This window comes from Enterobacter sp. 302C9 (genome assembly GCF_034106085.1).
In the GTDB taxonomy this organism is placed as follows: Bacteria; Pseudomonadota; Gammaproteobacteria; order Enterobacterales; family Enterobacteriaceae; genus Enterobacter; species Enterobacter asburiae_B.
Window position 1 is genome coordinate 115,198 of sequence record NZ_JAWNBW010000012.1, and the last position, 15,853, is coordinate 131,050.

12 protein-coding genes and 3 pseudogenes are annotated in these 15,853 nt (G+C 57.9%); 5 read left to right on the top strand and 10 right to left on the bottom strand.

The genetic code is table 11. The features are described 5' to 3' along the window. Positions 1-6: 6 nt before the first annotated feature. Entirely contained in the window at positions 7-2,076 is a 2,070-nt protein-coding gene (glyS, locus tag UR289_RS18765) for a glycine--tRNA ligase subunit beta (protein WP_182931405.1), read from the top strand. A gap of 92 nt (positions 2,077-2,168) precedes the next feature. Here the strand turns inward: glyS and UR289_RS18770 are convergent. Both UR289_RS18770 and UR289_RS18775 read right to left on the bottom strand, forming a co-directional pair. Then, positions 2,169-2,617, bottom strand: a pseudogene (locus tag UR289_RS18770) (hypothetical protein). Beyond that, positions 2,584-2,730, bottom strand: a pseudogene (locus UR289_RS18775) (HAD family hydrolase); the annotation flags it as partial. The pseudogenes UR289_RS18770 and UR289_RS18775, both read right to left, overlap by 34 nt. A gap of 782 nt (positions 2,731-3,512) precedes the next feature. Between UR289_RS18775 and UR289_RS18780 the strand changes: the two are divergent. Further along, complete coding sequence (locus UR289_RS18780) at positions 3,513-5,132, top strand: ABC-F family ATP-binding cassette domain-containing protein (protein WP_320711258.1); 1,620 nt, start codon at positions 3,513-3,515, stop codon at positions 5,130-5,132. A gap of 39 nt (positions 5,133-5,171) precedes the next feature. Here the strand turns inward: UR289_RS18780 and UR289_RS18785 are convergent, their stop codons facing one another. Then, the gene (locus tag UR289_RS18785) at positions 5,172-5,459 is read right to left on the bottom strand and encodes an HTH-type transcriptional regulator (protein ID WP_029740975.1); all 288 of its coding nucleotides are present in this window, start codon (positions 5,457-5,459) and stop codon (positions 5,172-5,174) included. Positions 5,460-5,790: 331 nt separating this feature from the next. Here UR289_RS18785 and UR289_RS18790 point away from each other — a divergent pair, with 331 nt between their 5' ends. Both UR289_RS18790 and cspA read left to right on the top strand, forming a co-directional pair. Beyond that, the gene (locus UR289_RS18790) at positions 5,791-6,501 is read left to right on the top strand and encodes a DUF3053 domain-containing protein (RefSeq protein WP_023309949.1); all 711 of its coding nucleotides are present in this window, start codon (positions 5,791-5,793) and stop codon (positions 6,499-6,501) included. A 247-nt stretch (positions 6,502-6,748) separates the two neighbouring features. Beyond that, positions 6,749-6,961, top strand: a complete 213-nt coding sequence (cspA, locus tag UR289_RS18795) for an RNA chaperone/antiterminator CspA (protein ID WP_003860775.1) — start codon at positions 6,749-6,751, stop codon at positions 6,959-6,961. 58 nt (positions 6,962-7,019) lie between these two features. Here cspA and ghrB read toward each other — a convergent pair whose 3' ends face one another. The 6 genes from ghrB to UR289_RS18825 all read right to left on the bottom strand — a co-directional run bounded on the left by ghrB (position 7,020) and on the right by UR289_RS18825 (position 13,125). Beyond that, complete coding sequence (gene ghrB / locus UR289_RS18800) at positions 7,020-7,994, bottom strand: glyoxylate/hydroxypyruvate reductase GhrB (RefSeq protein WP_320711261.1); 975 nt, start codon at positions 7,992-7,994, stop codon at positions 7,020-7,022. 26 nt (positions 7,995-8,020) lie between these two features. Further along, the gene (locus UR289_RS18805; protein ID WP_048980837.1) at positions 8,021-9,301 is read right to left on the bottom strand and encodes an MFS transporter; all 1,281 of its coding nucleotides are present in this window, start codon (positions 9,299-9,301) and stop codon (positions 8,021-8,023) included. A gap of 169 nt (positions 9,302-9,470) precedes the next feature. Continuing rightward, on the bottom strand, positions 9,471-10,409 hold the full coding sequence (locus tag UR289_RS18810; RefSeq protein ID WP_320711263.1) for a sugar kinase: 939 nt from the start codon (positions 10,407-10,409) through the stop codon (positions 9,471-9,473). 3 nt (positions 10,410-10,412) lie between these two features. Next, positions 10,413-11,162: a sugar phosphate isomerase/epimerase family protein gene (locus UR289_RS18815; RefSeq protein WP_045400220.1), complete on the bottom strand. Its 750-nt coding sequence runs from the start codon at positions 11,160-11,162 to the stop codon at positions 10,413-10,415. Positions 11,163-11,265: 103 nt separating this feature from the next. Further along, positions 11,266-12,282, bottom strand: a complete 1,017-nt coding sequence (locus tag UR289_RS18820; protein WP_023309954.1) for a LacI family DNA-binding transcriptional regulator — start codon at positions 12,280-12,282, stop codon at positions 11,266-11,268. A gap of 180 nt (positions 12,283-12,462) precedes the next feature. Next, a complete protein-coding gene (locus tag UR289_RS18825; RefSeq protein WP_024909080.1) occupies positions 12,463-13,125 on the bottom strand; it encodes an OmpA family lipoprotein in 663 nt (220 codons plus the stop codon). A 211-nt stretch (positions 13,126-13,336) separates the two neighbouring features. Here UR289_RS18825 and UR289_RS18830 point away from each other — a divergent pair, with 211 nt between their 5' ends. After that, positions 13,337-15,616: a molybdopterin guanine dinucleotide-containing S/N-oxide reductase gene (locus UR289_RS18830; RefSeq protein WP_320711268.1), complete on the top strand. Its 2,280-nt coding sequence runs from the start codon at positions 13,337-13,339 to the stop codon at positions 15,614-15,616. Here the strand turns inward: UR289_RS18830 and UR289_RS18835 are convergent. After that, positions 15,579-15,743: pseudogene (locus tag UR289_RS18835) on the bottom strand (GNAT family N-acetyltransferase); the annotation flags it as partial. The gene UR289_RS18830 and the pseudogene UR289_RS18835 overlap by 38 nt on opposite strands. Between the last annotated feature and the right edge of the window lie 110 nt (positions 15,744-15,853).

Below are 15,853 nucleotides of genomic sequence, written 5' to 3' on the forward strand. Positions count from 1 at the left end.
GCGGCCATGTCTGATAAAACTTTCCTGGTGGAAATCGGCACCGAAGAGCTGCCACCAAAAGCCCTGCGCAGCCTGGCTGAATCTTTCGCTGCGAACGTGACCGCCGAGCTGGATAACGCTGGCCTGGCACACGGTAAAATTGAGTGGTTTGCTGCACCGCGCCGTCTGGCGCTGAAAGTGGCAAATCTGGCGGCGTCTCAGCCGGATCGTGAAGTCGAAAAACGTGGCCCGGCGATTGCCCAGGCGTTTGACGCGGAAGGCAAGCCGAGCAAAGCGGCTGAAGGCTGGGCGCGCGGCTGCGGCATCACCGTTGATCAGGCCGAGCGTCTGACCACGGATAAAGGCGAGTGGCTGCTGTACCGTGCGCACGTGAAAGGCGAAAGCGCGGAAGCGCTGCTGCCGGACATGATTGCGACTTCTCTGGCGAAGCTGCCGATTCCTAAGCTGATGCGCTGGGGCGCGTCCGACGTGCACTTTGTGCGTCCGGTGCACACCGTGACCCTGCTGCTGGGCGATACCGTTATCCCGGCGACCATTCTGGGCGTGGCGTCCGATCGCGTGATCCGCGGCCACCGCTTTATGGGCGAGCCAGAGTTCACCATCGACAATGCCGACCAGTATCCGCAGATCCTGCTGGAGCGGGGTAAGGTCATTGCCGACTACGAACAGCGTAAAGCCAAAATCAAAGCGGACGCGGAAGACGCGGCGCGCAAGATTGGCGGTAACGCAGACCTGAGCGACAGCCTGCTGGAAGAAGTCACCTCTCTGGTTGAATGGCCAGTTGTGCTGACGGCGAAGTTCGAAGAGAAATTCCTGGCCGTTCCGGCTGAAGCGCTGGTGTACACCATGAAGGGTGACCAGAAGTACTTCCCGGTCTATGCCAACGACGGCAAGCTGCTGCCAAACTTCATCTTCGTGGCGAACATCGAATCGAAAGATCCGATCCAGATTATCTCCGGTAACGAGAAAGTGGTGCGTCCACGTCTGGCAGATGCGGAGTTCTTCTTCAATACCGACCGTAAAAAGCGTCTGGAAGATCATCTCCCGCGCCTGCAGACCGTGCTGTTCCAGCAGCAGCTGGGTACGCTGCGCGACAAGACCGACCGCATTGCGGAGCTGTCCGGCTGGATTGCCCGTGAAATCGGTGCAGACGTCAACCACGCGACGCGTGCAGGCCTGCTGTCCAAGTGCGACCTGATGACTAACATGGTGTTCGAATTTACCGACACCCAAGGCGTGATGGGCATGCACTACGCGCGTCACGATGGCGAAGCGGAAGACGTGGCCGTCGCCCTGAACGAGCAGTATCAGCCGCGCTTTGCGGGTGACGAACTGCCGTCCAACCCGGTTGCATGTGCCGTCGCAATTGCCGATAAGATGGACACCCTGGCGGGTATTTTTGGTATCGGTCAGCATCCGAAAGGCGACAAAGACCCGTTTGCGCTGCGTCGTGCTGCGCTGGGCGTGCTGCGTATCATCGTTGAGAAGAACCTGAACCTCGATCTGCAGACCCTGACCGAAGAAGCGGTGCGTCTGTACGGCGACAAGCTGACCAACGCGAACGTTGTGGATGATGTGATCGACTTTATGCTCGGTCGTTTCCGCGCGTGGTATCAGGACGAAGGCTACACCGTTGACACCATTCAGGCGGTGCTGGCGCGTCGTCCAACCCGTCCGGCTGATTTCGATGCGCGTATGAAGGCGGTTTCCCACTTCCGTACGCTGGAAGCGGCATCTGCCCTGGCCGCGGCCAACAAGCGCGTATCCAACATTCTGGCGAAATCCGACGAGACGCTGAACGAGCGCGTGAACGCCGCGACCCTGAAAGAGCCGGAAGAGATCGCTCTGGCGATGCAGGTTGTGGTGCTGCGCGACAAGCTCGAGCCTTACTTCGCGGAAGGTCGCTACCAGGAAGCGCTGGTGGAGCTGGCTGAGCTGCGTGACGTGATAGACGCCTTCTTCGAGAAAGTGATGGTGAACGTAGAAGATAAAGAACTGCGTATTAACCGTCTCTCTATGCTCGAGAAACTGCGCGAGCTGTTCCTGCGCGTAGCGGATATTTCGCTGCTGCAGTGATGTGCCGTTGTTACAAATGCTAAAAACCCGCTTCGGCGGGTTTTTTTATGGGGCTTTTCTGAGCCGGATAAGCGCAGCGTCATCCGGCAGGTTTAGCCGATCGCGATTGTGCCTTCGTCCGTCTGCAGCCAGCGCGGTGCCTTCAGCTTATCGGCAAAGTAGCTGACCAGTTCGCACAGCAAATCTTCCATCACGATTTCAGATTGTCGCGGCAGTGAGCCGTTCATCGGCATCTGCGTTATCTCCTGACAGTATCGCCCCAGCTGATCGCATTCGGGTTCGAAAGCAGGAACGCATGACGGGAGTTCCTTCACGGTCAGGCTGGCTTTTAAGCGTCCGGAACAGGATCCAGAAGCGTGGGTTGCAGAAGATTCAGACAGGCATAAAGTCTGCCGTAAAGGGCCATTTTTGGGGCGGGTTCTTCGCAATCGACCAGTGCGTCGGTAAAACGTTCGCAGTTATCCGCCAGTTCGGTGAAGTCGGTGGCGTGGTTGAAGGGCAGGGTGATTAAAGAATGAACTTGGGTTGGGGTAGTAGCCATATTGGCAGCCTCCGATAAGTGATAAAGCTTCCACCATCGGAAATGCTAATTTCGCTGGTGGTGGACTGAACAGAGTTAGCATTACCGGCCTTATCGGATACCGGCGCATCTTTCGATGCCCCTGCTCAGCCCACCATTGAGATGTAGCAAAGCATGCTGCACAAAATGTGCCGCCGATAAGATAAGCCAGGATGCTAAACCCGGCACCTGATTTTGCAGGTGCGAAGAGAACTTACTGCTCATCAAAACAGGCGGCAATAGATTTGAGCTATGCCACTGAGGATATTACCATTTCTGGAAAGAGACTCGCAAAATTACCGCAATGAAAAGCAGACTGCTGGCAGAGGTCTTACAGCGACGCTATGGTCCGGCTGTAAATCGCTGAGGCGTTTCCTGCAGGCCGGGGCGAGGCGCATGGATGCGCCGAGAGGGCGGGCTTTACAGGGATGTTACCTCCGCCCGTCCCCGATAAGCCGGAAGGAATAAGCCGAAGGTACCGCCTAGCGGCGATTTACCGCCGGGAGCCCGGGTAGCCAGGGTGGTGGCGACTGAGCCACCCTGGCACGTTCACGGGTATTGTCGTTACAGAGTAGCAAGGAACATAAAGTGAACGGAATGACCACCAGAGCCGTATGCTCCCCCTCACCCCAGCCCTCTCCCTCAAGGGAGAGGGGGCCGTCTGTGCAGACAATATTTGGTGGGGATCCCTCAAGGGAGTATAAGTCGTCCAAAATTTAACCTTGAAACCGTCAACACATTACCGCTATCCTTATCGCGTTAACTTTCTCACGCTGGAGCGCCCCCCAAAAATGAACAAACACGACTGATGAATTTCGATCCTTGCTAAACGCCACCGCGTCGGCAGGGGATGTTTTGATTTCATTCAGGAGTGCTTATGGCTCATTTTGCGCAGTCCCCTTCTTTTATTTTGCATCAGGTCACCTGTCAGTTTCCGACGGGCGATACCCTTTTTGGTCCGCTGAATCTCACGCTGGAACCCTCCCTGTGCGCGCTGGTTGGCCGCAACGGCAGCGGGAAAACGCGTCTGCTGCGTCTGCTGGCGGGGCTGGATGAACCGGCTTCCGGTCATATTGAACGCTTTGGCTCGCATGCCTGGGTGGCGCAGCAGCACGTCATTTCGCCGCAGACGACGCTTGCTGAACTGCTCGGGTATGACGCTATTTTTGCGGCGCGTAAGCGCATCGACAGCGGCAATTACCAGCCTGACGATCTGGACACGCTCGACGGCCGCTGGGATGTCGCCGAGCGTCTGAGCGAAGCGTTTATCAATGCGAATCTCCCGCCGTTTGACCCGGATAAACCTGCCGGTGAACTCAGCGGCGGCGAGCGCATTCGCGCCCTGCTGTGCGGGGTGTTTACGGCTGAAGCCGATTTCATGCTGCTGGACGAGCCTACTAACCATCTGGATCGACAAGGCCGGGCGTGGTTCTACGACCAGCTCAGTCGTTTTCAGGGCGGCGTGCTGGTGGCTTCCCATGACCGTGAGTTGCTGGCCCAGGTGCCGCGTATCCTTGAACTGAGCGCCTCGGACCTGCGCAGCTACGGCGGGAATTATGCGGATTATCAAACCCAACGCGATGCCGAACAGCAGGCGGCCCGCGCGTCGCTGGAACATGCTGCAACCGAGCGCAAACGCACTCGGGCACGCATGCAAAAAGAGCATGATGACAGCCAGCGGCGTTCGGCAAAGACATTGCGCACCGTTGATACCCTGAATATCGCGTCGTTCGAGCGGGTCAAATATAAAGGCGCGGCAAAGGAGCGGATCGGCGCCTGGAAAAAACAGCACAGCGAGCAAAATGAAGCCCTGAACGCCGCGGTAAATAAGGCGCGTGAACGCGTTGAGGAAGATAACCCGGTAATGTTCACCCTGCCGGGGAGTCAGATCCCGGACGGGAAGCAGGTACTGGTGCTGGAGGATCTGGTGCTGCCGCATGTGCCTGTTCCTCCGCTCAACTGGCGGATGGACGGACCAATGCGCGTGGCGTTAAAGGGACCGAACGGCTGCGGCAAATCGACGCTGTTAAAAACCCTCATCGGCGAGATTGCCCCCCGTTCGGGTACCTGTAAGGTGTCCGTCAGCTGCGCTTATCTCGACCAGCATCTCTCCCGGCTCGATCTTTCGCAGTCGGTCATGACGCATCTCAACCTGAGTCATACACCTCTGGAAGAGGGGGTATTGCGAACCCGTCTGGCGCAGCTTCAACTGGGTGCTGATAAAGTTACGCTCCCGCTGGCGGAGCTCAGCGGCGGCGAGCGTCTTAAAGCCGCCCTGGCCTGCGTGCTGTGGCGCGCGGAGGCCACGCAGCTTCTGCTGCTGGATGAACCGACTAACCATCTGGATCTGGCCTCGGTCCAGGCCATTGAAGCGGCGCTGGCCGATTTCCCCGGGGCTCTGCTGGTGGTATCACACGATGAGGCTTTTTTAAGAGGCTTAACATTAACGCATGAATGGGTATGGGAAGAGGCGGGCTGGCGTTGCGAGAGCCTTTAAAACACAAGCCCCCGCAAAGGCGGGGGCATTCAATCTTCACTACGCTATCTGTTTGCTGAGTGCAGGGTTGGCCTGAATCAGGCGCATCAGCCTTAACTCGGTTGGGGTGGGTTTCTCACGTTTTGACTCCCACTCCTGCACCATAGCCACGCTGACACCCATCGCTCTGGCGAATTCTTCCGTTTTCAGTCCTGTCCCTTTGCGCAATTGCTCATATTCTGTAAAGGGATTGGATTTTTGTTGCAGGGTAATCGCCTGCGGCACGTCTTTAAAAATGATCTGTTCCAGACTGCTCAGCAGTTCAAACTCAGGATCTTTATATTCCATTGAGGACTCCTCTTAAATCTCACATCGTGATCAAGAACATCAGAGAGCCAGTTAAGAATAGTCCCTAATACGAACCCAGGATCGTCACGGGTGTGATTAATCGTGCGATAACGATCGCTTTACCCGATTCAGCGATATGGATAGTTATGCTAATTACCTGATTAGTCATATGTCGGCTTCGGCAGGTATTTTTTTGTAAATGGTAAGAAATAAATCGGCAATAGCCGTTTTGCATGAAAAGAGTATCTTGCAAGGCTGACCTGGACTATCCTTGTCAGCGTCGGGCACGCGTGTGCCGGTGTGCGCTTTTTTGGGTGAAAGGAGTAATAAAATGGCGACAGGAAAGTCCTGCTCTCGCTGGTTTGCGCCTATTGCGGCGTTGTTGATGGTTGTTAGCCTGAGTGGGTGTTTTGATAAAGAAGGCGATCAGCGCAAAGCGTTTATCGATTTTCTGCAGAATACAGTGATGCGCAGCGGCGAGCGGTTGCCGACGCTGACTGCGGATCAGAAAAAACAGTTTGGCCCCTTCGTGTCCGATTACGCCATTCTTTATGGTTATTCACAGCAGGTGAGCCAGGCGATGGATTCCGGTATCCGTCCGGTAGTGGATAGCGTGAACGCCATTCGCGTTCCGCAGGATTATATGACGCAGCGTGAACCGCTTCGCCAGTCCAACGGTGCGCTTGGCGTGCTGAGCCAGCAGTTGCAGAATGCGAAAATGCAGGCTGACGCTTCACGTTCTGCGCTGAAGCAGGGTGACGATCTCAAACCTGTCTTCGACAAAGTATATGAGAAAGTGGTGACGAAACCGTCTGAAGCGCTGCAACCGCTGATTCCGGCCGCGCAAATCTTCACGCAGCAGCTGGTTCAGGTGGGCGACTTTATTGCCCAGCAGGATACTCAGGTGAGCTTTGTTGCCAACGGCATTCAGTTCCCGACCTCGCAGCAGGCAAGCCAGTACAATACGCTGATTGGGCCGCTGGCCTCCCAGCATCAGGCCTTTAGCCAGGCCTGGAGTGCCGCCGTCACGGCCACAGAATAAACCGAAAAAACCCCGCGCCTGGCGGGGTTTTTTTATGCTTATCGAAAATAACGCTTGTCATTCTTCTACCACATCGGTATAACTATCCCCGTCGGTTTGTTACACAGACCTAAAGCAGTTTAGTAAAGCAGTCCAGATTGTTATCCATAGATACCCTTCGTTGTGACCCTTCCTTCATCGCTTAAAAATCTGTAACGCAATCCATCAAGCCGGAAGGCTCAATATATTTGTTAATAAGGTAATTTCTATGTCTGCTAAAATGACTGGTCTGGTAAAATGGTTCAACGCTGATAAAGGTTTCGGCTTCATCACTCCTGACGATGGCTCTAAAGACGTGTTCGTACACTTCTCTGCTATCCAGAACGATGGCTACAAATCTCTGGACGAAGGTCAGAAAGTGTCCTTCACCATCGAAAGCGGCGCTAAAGGCCCAGCAGCTGGTAACGTTGTAAGCCTGTAAGCTTCCAACCCAGTAGCACAAAATTCAAAAACCCGCCTTCTGGCGGGTTTTTTCATTTCTATCGTTGCACCTGCGGGTTCACGCAGTTTATCTCCACCTTTCCGCTTAGGGCGGCGATAAGGTTATCGACCGCAGTGGCCGCCATGTTGTAGCGCGTCTCATGGGTGGCTGAGCCGATGTGGGGCAGGGCGACGACGTTTGGCATTGTCAGCAGCGGGGAGTCCACCGGCAGCGGCTCCTGTTCAAACACGTCCAGACCTGCGGCATGGATCTCACCGTTCTGCAGGGCTGCAATCAGCGCCTTCTCATCTACCACCGGGCCACGACCCGCGTTGATGAAAATGGCGGATTTCTTCATTTTTTCAAATGCGGATTTGCCAATCAGATGACGCGTTTCGTCCGTCAGCGGCAGAACCAGACAAACAAAATCGGCTTCCTGCAGCAGAGTATCCAGCTCGCAGTAGCGGGCGTTGAAGCGTTCTTCGGCTTCACTGTGATGACGGCGCGCGTTATACAGAATCGGCATGTTAAAACCAAAATGCGCGCGCTGCGCCAGTGCCAGCCCAATGCGCCCCATGCCAACAATGCCCAGCGTTTTGCCGTTAACGTCCACGCCGAACCAGTCCGGTCCAATGCTTTTTGTCCATTCGCCCGCTTTCACGCGCTCGGCCACTTCCACCACGCGACGGGCCGTGGTGAGTACCAGCGCCATCAGCGTATCGGCCACGGTTTCCGTCAGGGCATGGGGGGTGTGCATCAGCAGGATCTTGCGGGCGTTCAGGGCATCCACATCGAAATTGTCGTAACCCACGGAAACGGTAGAGGTAGCACGAAGCTTCGGCATTTTCTCCAGCAGGGCGACATCCACTTTCTCGCTTGAACCCAGCAGGCCTTCGGCGCTGGCGAACGCTTCGGCGTGCTGCGCCACGGTTTCCGGGCTCAGGTTCTTCACCTGCGTGACGGTGAAGTATTCTTCAAGGCGTTTCTGCAGATCTTCCGGCAGTGCTTTGTACAAAATGACGGACGGCTTCATGCTAATCTCCGTTGATTTTTAAGGATTCAGGCGTGGCGTGCGCCGACAGGATGCTGTTGATTATTAGCAGGCTTAACAATCAGAGTAAGCCACACGGAGGCGAAAAGCGCCACCCCCATAAAGATGTACGATGCGGACGGACTGCCGGTGGCACCGTTCAGGTAGCCGACGAACCAGGAGCCGCAGAACGACCCCAGCGCACCCATACTGTTAATCAGCGCCATCGCGCCACCCGCGACGTTACGCGGCAGCATTTCCGGGATGATGGCAAAGAACGGACCGTACGGGGCATACATGGCGGCACCGGCGATCACCAGCAGGGTATAAGAGGCCCAGAAGTGATTTGCACCCACGGCCCACGAGCCGATAAAGGCAAAAGCAGCGATCAGCAGCAGCGGCCAGACAAACAATTTTCGGTTCTGCAGCTTGTCCGACGCCCAGGAGACGACGATCATGGCGATGGTCGCGGCCAGGTACGGTACGGAAGAGAGCCAGCCCACTTCTACCATCCCGAGGTTCTCGCCGCCGCTGCGGATAATCGACGGCAGCCACAGCACAAAGCCGTACACGCCAATGCTCCAGGTAAAGTACTGCGCGCAGAGCAGGATCACGTTGCGCGAGCGGAAGGCTTCACCGTAGTTGCGTACCGCCTTCAGGCCTTGCTGTTCTTTATCCAGCTGCGCCTGCAGCGCCGCTTTTTCGTCTTCGGAAAGCCATTTCGCCTGGGCAGGTTTATCTTTCACCAGCACCCACCAGCAGAATGCCCAGATCACTGCCGGCACCCCTTCGATAATAAACATCTCGCGCCAGCCGAAGGACTGGATCAGGTAGCCAGATACCACCGACATCCACAGTACCGTCACCGGGTTACCGAGGATCAGGAAGGTATTCGCGCGCGAGCGTTCAGATTTGGTAAACCAGTTGCTGATGTAGATCAGCATCGCCGGCATCACCGCCGCCTCAACGACGCCGAGGATAAAGCGAATGGCGGCCAGGGCAGGAATATTGTTCACCACGCCGGTCAGTGACGCGCAGGCGCCCCACAGGATCAGGCAGACGAAGATCAGCTTACGCACGCTGCGGCGTTCCGCATAAATCGCGCCGGGGATCTGGAAGAAGAAGTAGCCCAGGAAGAAAAGGGCTCCCAGCAGGGAGGAGATACCTTTGGTGATGCCAAGGTCCTCTGTGATCCCCGCCGCGGACGCGAAGCTGAAGTTGGCACGGTCAAGATACGCCAGGCTGTACGTGATAAACACGATTGGCATGATGTACCACCAGCGTTTTACTGCATTGGTCGAACTGTTCATAGGCTTGCCTCTGTTGTTGAGGTTGTTACCGCCGTTGTCTGTAGGGTACACGGTGGCTTGTTTTGCTGAGTGCGATTTATGCCCCTCACCCCGGCCCTCTCCCCAGAGGGGAGAGGGAGCAATTCATTCCCTCGCCCCTCTGGGGAGAGGGTTAGGGTGAGGGGGATGTTTATTCGTTAAGCTCTGCTCGCGTTGGTAATCCTTCGCTGTCGCCCTGCACCTGAATGGCCAGCGAGCCAATCTTGTTGCCCCGCGCCACGGCCTGCGGCAGCGTTTTGCCTTCCAGCAGAGCGCTAATCACGCCCACGGCAAAACCGTCGCCCGCGCCGACGGTGTCGACAACGTTCTCAACCTTCACCGCCGCGACCGCGCCCTGTTGGCCGTCGGCCGTCTTAAACCATGCGCCATCGGCGCCGGTCTTCAGCACCACCGCTTTTACCCCTTTATTCAGGTAGAAATCGGCAATGCCTTCCGGCGTGCTTTCGCCGGTCAGGATCATCCCTTCTTTCAGGCCCGGCAGAACCCAGTCCGCTCTGAACGCCAGACGGTTGAGCTTCTCGACCATTTCCGCTTCGCTTTTCCACAGCACCGGGCGCAGGTTCGGATCGAAAGAGATCGTTTTTCCCTGGGCTTTCAGAGTGGCTGCCGCGTGATCCAGCAGTTCATACGAGCTGGCGGATAGCGCTGCCGCCACGCCGCTCAGGTGCAGGTGGCGCGCGGAGGCGAAATAGTCGGCGTGGTAATCCGCCACTGAGAGGTGGCTTGCGGCCGATCCCTTACGGAAATACTCCACGATGGGATCGGTTCCATTTTCGACCTTGGATTTAAGCTGAAAGCCGGTAGGGAAGCGTGCATCAAGGGTGACGCCTGCGGCATCAATCCCCTCTTTTTTCAGCGAGTCGAGAACGAAATGGCCAAAGCTGTCGTCCCCCACGCGGCTGACCCAGCCCACATTCAGGCCGAGACGCGCCAGGCCGGTCGCGACGTTCAGCTCTGCGCCCGCCACGCGCTTGATAAAGTGCTCCACCGCGCTCAGCTCGCCCGTTTCAGTGGCGACAAACATCGCCATGGCCTCGCCGATGGTGATGACATCCAGCGTCTTGTGCATGGTTTACTCCTCGCGCAGCAGGTTGACGTAATGGCGGGTAACGGCGGTTAAATCCGTCCCTTCCAGCGGGAACTCGATACCGCGCGGGGCATCGGCAGGCAGCTGGCCGAGCAGATCCAGCCAGCGCGCATCAGCGTGGTCCGGCGCCACGGCGCGGAAGTTATCTTTATGCGGCACGGCGGCTTTCACGTGGATATAGCTCACCGCAGGGGCAAGGTGACGCGCGGCCTCTTCGGGGGAATCACCGACCCACAGCCAGTTGCCCATGTCGAAGGTCAGCGTGACGGGCAATGCCATTTCCCGACAGGCGGCCTGGAAGCGCTGCATCGGCGCGAGCTGTCCGCAGTCGGTCTGATCGTTCTCCACGACCAGCGCCATGCCGCTTGCGTTCAGCAGGGTACGCAGGGCGTCGAGAGGCTGCGCGTCGCGGAAATGGCCCAGGGAAACCTTCAGCCACAGGGCGTTCAGGGTGCTGGCCTCAGAGAGATAGCGGGTCAGATCCGGGTTGAGGGTGCCGTCGGGCATAAACAGGGCGGCGGGGGCGGAGTAGCACGCCAGCAGGCCGAGCAGCTCAATGGATTCTCCCAGCGCAGGCAGCGTCAGCAGCTCTTCGCTGCTGAACAGTTCCCGGCGGATCTCCACGCCGTCTGCCCCTGCGCCTGCAATAACGGGAAGCATCGCCCGCTGACCGCCTGCCTGTCGCACCTGTTCCGCACCGTACGCGGCGGTGACCACCATAATTTTCCTGCCCATCTTCGGACTCCATCGCAACATATCAATACTATTACGCTAGATGGAACCGGTTCCAAAGAAAAGGTCAGGATGTTGAATTTATGATCGGTATCACAAGGGAAAATTAACGCGCCGTGGAGCCGCGAACGATCAGCTCGCCGGAGAAGACCTGCTCGCGAACGGCATCGCTGGTGCCTTCAATACGACGAACCACTTGTTCAACAGCAGCATAGCCAATCTGCCAGGTGGGCTGTTTGAGGGTCGTAATGCCGACGCCCGCCAGTTCCGCCCACTCCAGTTCATCAAACCCCAGCAGACCGATATCGCTGCCCCAGTGCAGGCCAATGCGCTTGAGCGAGCGGGCGACCTGAAGCGTCAGCGCCCCGTTTGCGGAGATAACGGCTTTGCGCATCCCGCGATGGCGCGTGTGGAACTGGCGCAGGGTGTTGTCGAGCTGGTCGGCTTCGTGAAGCGGCGTTTCGGCATTTTCGGCGATCACGCCGGGATATCGCTCCAGCGTGGTGCGAAATGCGCTCAGGCGCTCGCGACGGGTATTGACCATCCCTAACGGTTCACTCAGAAACAGAATCGCCTCGAAGCCCTGTTCGATCAGATGTTCGGTGGCGGTAGTGGCGGCCTGGGTGTTATCCAGCCCGACCACATCGCAGGCAAATTCCGGGATTTTACGGTCGATGAGGACCATGGGCAGGGAGGATTGCTGCAGGCGATTTAAACCCTCTTCCCGCATGCCCACCGCGTTAACCACAATCCCTTCGACCTGGTAGCTGCGCAGCAGATCGAGGTAATGCAGCTCCTGGTCGACTTCGTTGTTGGTATTACAGACCAGCGGCGTGAAGCCCTTCTCGCGACAGGCGGCTTCAATACCGCTGAGCACGTTAACGGAATAGGGGTTGGTGATATCGGCGATAATAAGCCCGATAAGGCGGGTGCGGCCGCGTTTGAGCCCGCGCGCCATGAGGCTGGGACGGTAGTCGAGATCGGCAATGGCCTGTTCAATACGCGCCAGCAATGCGTCGGACAGCAGGTGTTTCTCGCCGTTAAGGTAGCGCGAAATGCTGGTTTTACCGGTTTTAGCGGCTTTCGCCACGTCGCTGATGGTGGCCCGGGCTGGTTTGCTCATCGCTGATTTCCCTGAATTTAGTGAGAATACCTTAACGGGAAAATCAGACGAATCAAGTAATTTGCCCGGTGGCGCTGCGCTTACCGGAGGGTGCGGTCTGGTGCCCTCACCCCAACCCTCTCCCACGGGAGAGGGTGCCACCACTAAAAACGGCAACGAGCGTTGCCGTTTTGCTTTTACCTACTGAATTGGGCTTAACGTAATCTCAACGCGGCGGTTCTGCGCTTTGCCTTCCGCCGTGCTGTTGCTGGCGATAGGGTTGGCAGGGCCCATGCCGCTGGTGCGGATGCGGTTGGCTTCAACGCCCTGGGTGATCAGCGAGCTGGCTACGGCATCGGCGCGCTGCTGGGACAGACGCATGTTCAGATCCTGGCTGCCGGTGCTGTCGGTGTAGCCCATCACGTTCACGGCGGTCTTGTTGTACTCTTTCAGCACCATCGCCACGCCGGTCAGCGTGTTCGCGCCCGCGGGTTTCAGCGTTGCGCTGCTGCTGTCGAAGGTCACGTTGTTCGGCATATTCAGGATGATGTTATCGCCGCTGCGCGTCACGCTCACGCCGGTTCCCTTCATTTTGTCGCGCAGCTTCGCTTCCTGCACGTCCATGTAATAGCCGACGCCGCCACCCAGTGCCGCGCCCGCCGCTGCGCCAATCAGCGCGCCTTTACCGCGGTCTTTCTTGGAGGAGGAGAGCGCCCCCACGCCTGCGCCGACCAGCGAGCCGATACCCGCGCCAATGCCGGATTTACCCGCTTCACGCTCACCGGTGTAAGGGTTAGTTGTGCAGCCAGAAACAGCCAGTGCACCGCTCACCAGAGCGGCAATAACGAGTACGCGTTTTTTCATCTTCTTTCCTTAATCCTTTTTATTCTTTGCCACGGCGAGCGTGGCAGTTGATTATGACGTCCAGATACGGAGAAAATTCCGGGTATAACTCTGAAATTTGTGACAAACCATAAACTGCCTCAGAAAGAAGGCCGTAAACCTGCACGCAACCAGGAGCGCACGCTTGAGCACCTCAACGAAAACCATTCTGACCGCCGCCCACTGGGGGCCGATGCTGGTCGAAACCGATGGCGAAAATGTTCTGTCGTCCCGCGGGGCACTGCCAACCCAACATCCCAACTCGTTACAGACCGTCGTTCGCGATCAGGTGCACAGCAAAACGCGCGTGCGCTGGCCGATGGTGCGTAAAGGTTTTCTGGCATCGCCGGATAAACCGCAGGGGATCCGCGGTCAGGATGAGTTTGTTCGCGTGAGCTGGGATGACGTGCTGGCGCTGATCCACGCCCAGCATAAGCGCATTCGCGACACTTACGGTCCGTCGTCCATTTTTGCCGGCTCCTACGGCTGGCGTTCGAACGGCGTGCTGCACAAGGCCTCGACGCTGCTGCAGCGCTACATGAGCCTGGCGGGAGGCTATACCGGTCATCTCGGGGATTACTCCACCGGCGCGGCGCAGGCGATCATGCCGTACGTCGTAGGGGGGAACGAAGTGTACCAGCAGCAGACCAGCTGGCCGCTGGTGCTGGCGCATACCGACGTGGTGGTGCTCTGGAGCGCCAACCCGCTCAATACGCTGAAAATTGCCTGGAATGCCAGCGACGAGCAGGGGATTGGGTATTTCGACGCGCTGCGCAAAAGCGGCAAGCGCATCATCTGCATTGACCCGATGCGCTCTGAAACCATGGATTTCTTCGGCGACAGCGCCGAGTGGATTGCCCCCCATATGGGCACCGACGTGGCGATGATGCTGGGGATCGCCCATACGCTGGTAGAAAACGGCTGGCACGATGTTGAATTCCTGACGCGCTGTACCACCGGCTTCGATAAATTCGCCGACTACCTGACGGGCCAATCCGATGGGGTGGCGAAAACGGCAGCGTGGGCGGCAGAGATTTGCGGCCTTTCTGCGGAGAAAATCCGCGAACTGGCGGCGTTGTTCCATAAAAATACCACGATGTTGATGTCCGGCTGGGGAATGCAGCGTCAGCAGTTTGGCGAGCAAAAACACTGGATGCTGGTAACGCTTGCCGCAATGCTTGGGCAGATCGGCACGCCGGGCGGGGGTTTTGGTCTCTCCTATCACTTTGCAAACGGCGGTAACCCGACGCGTAAAGCGGCGGTGCTGGCGTCTCTGCAAGGCTCGGTGCAGGGCGGCGTCGATGCCGTGGATAAAATACCGGTGGCGCGTATTGTTGAAGCCCTGGAAAACCCGGGCGGTTTCTATCAGCACAACGGTCTGGACCGCCACTTCCCGGACATTAAATTTGTCTGGTGGGCGGGCGGGTCGAACTTCACGCACCATCAGGATACCAACCGCCTGATCCGCGCCTGGCAGAAGCCGGAGCTGGTGGTGATTTCCGAGTGCTTCTGGACCGGCTCGGCTAAGCATGCAGATATTGTCCTGCCAGCGACCACCTCGTTTGAGCGTAACGATCTCACTATGACCGGCGACTACAGCAACCAGCATATGGTCCCGATGAAGCGCGTAGTGGCCCCGCGAGACGAAGCGCGTGATGATTTTGACGTGTTTGCTGAACTGAGCGAGCTGTGGGAAGCGGGCGGTCGCGAGCGTTTTACCGAAGGGAAAAGCGATCTGCAATGGCTGGAAACCTTCTACCAGATTGCCGGCCAGCGTGGCGCGGCGCAGGGCGTGACGCTTCCGCCATTTGCCGAATTCTGGGAAGCGAACCAGATCGTCGAGATGCCGGAGAGCGAACAGAACGCGAAGTTTGTCCGTTTTGCCGATTTCCGCCGCGACCCGGAGAGCCACCCGCTGAAAACCGAGAGCGGAAAGATCGTGATCCACAGCGAGCGCATCGCCAGCTTTGGCTATGCCGACTGCCCGCCACACCCTATGTGGCTCGAGCCGGACGAGTGGCACGGTAACGCCCAGCCGGAACAGCTGCAGGTGTTGTCTGCGCATCCCGCGCACCGCCTGCACAGCCAGCTTAACTATACTTCTCTGCGCGAGCAGTATGCGGTCGCCGGGCGAGAGCCGGTCACGCTGAATTCCCTTGATGCGAAAGCCCGGGGGATTGCGGACGGCGACGTGGTGCGCGTCTGGAACTCGCGCGGGCAGGTGCTGGCAGGGGCGGTGGTGAGCGACGGGATTAAACCGGGCGTGATCTGCATTCATCAGGGCGCATGGCCCGACCTTGAGCCTTCCGAGGGAGGGATCTGTAAAAACGGGGCGGTTAACGTGCTGACCAAAGATCTCCCCAGCTCGAAGCTGGGGAATGGCTGCGCAGGGAACACGGCGCTGGCCTGGGTAGAAAAATATCAGGGACCCGAGCTTACCTTAACGGCGTTTGATCCGCCTGCCAGCTCATGATCCACGTCGGGTGCTGAGTGTCATCCTGCCAGGCGCTGTCTTCAATGCGAAAGCCCTGAGCATGGTAGAAATTCACCGCCCGCACATTTTTCTGATATACCTCCAGCGTTAAGTGCGGGAAGCGGGGGGGGGCAAGGGGGTGGCACCCCCCCCCCCCGCCCCGACCCCCCGCCTGCCGGGGGGCCCCACCCCCCCCGCCCCCACCAACCCGCCCGCCCCCGCTGAAAAACAATTGGG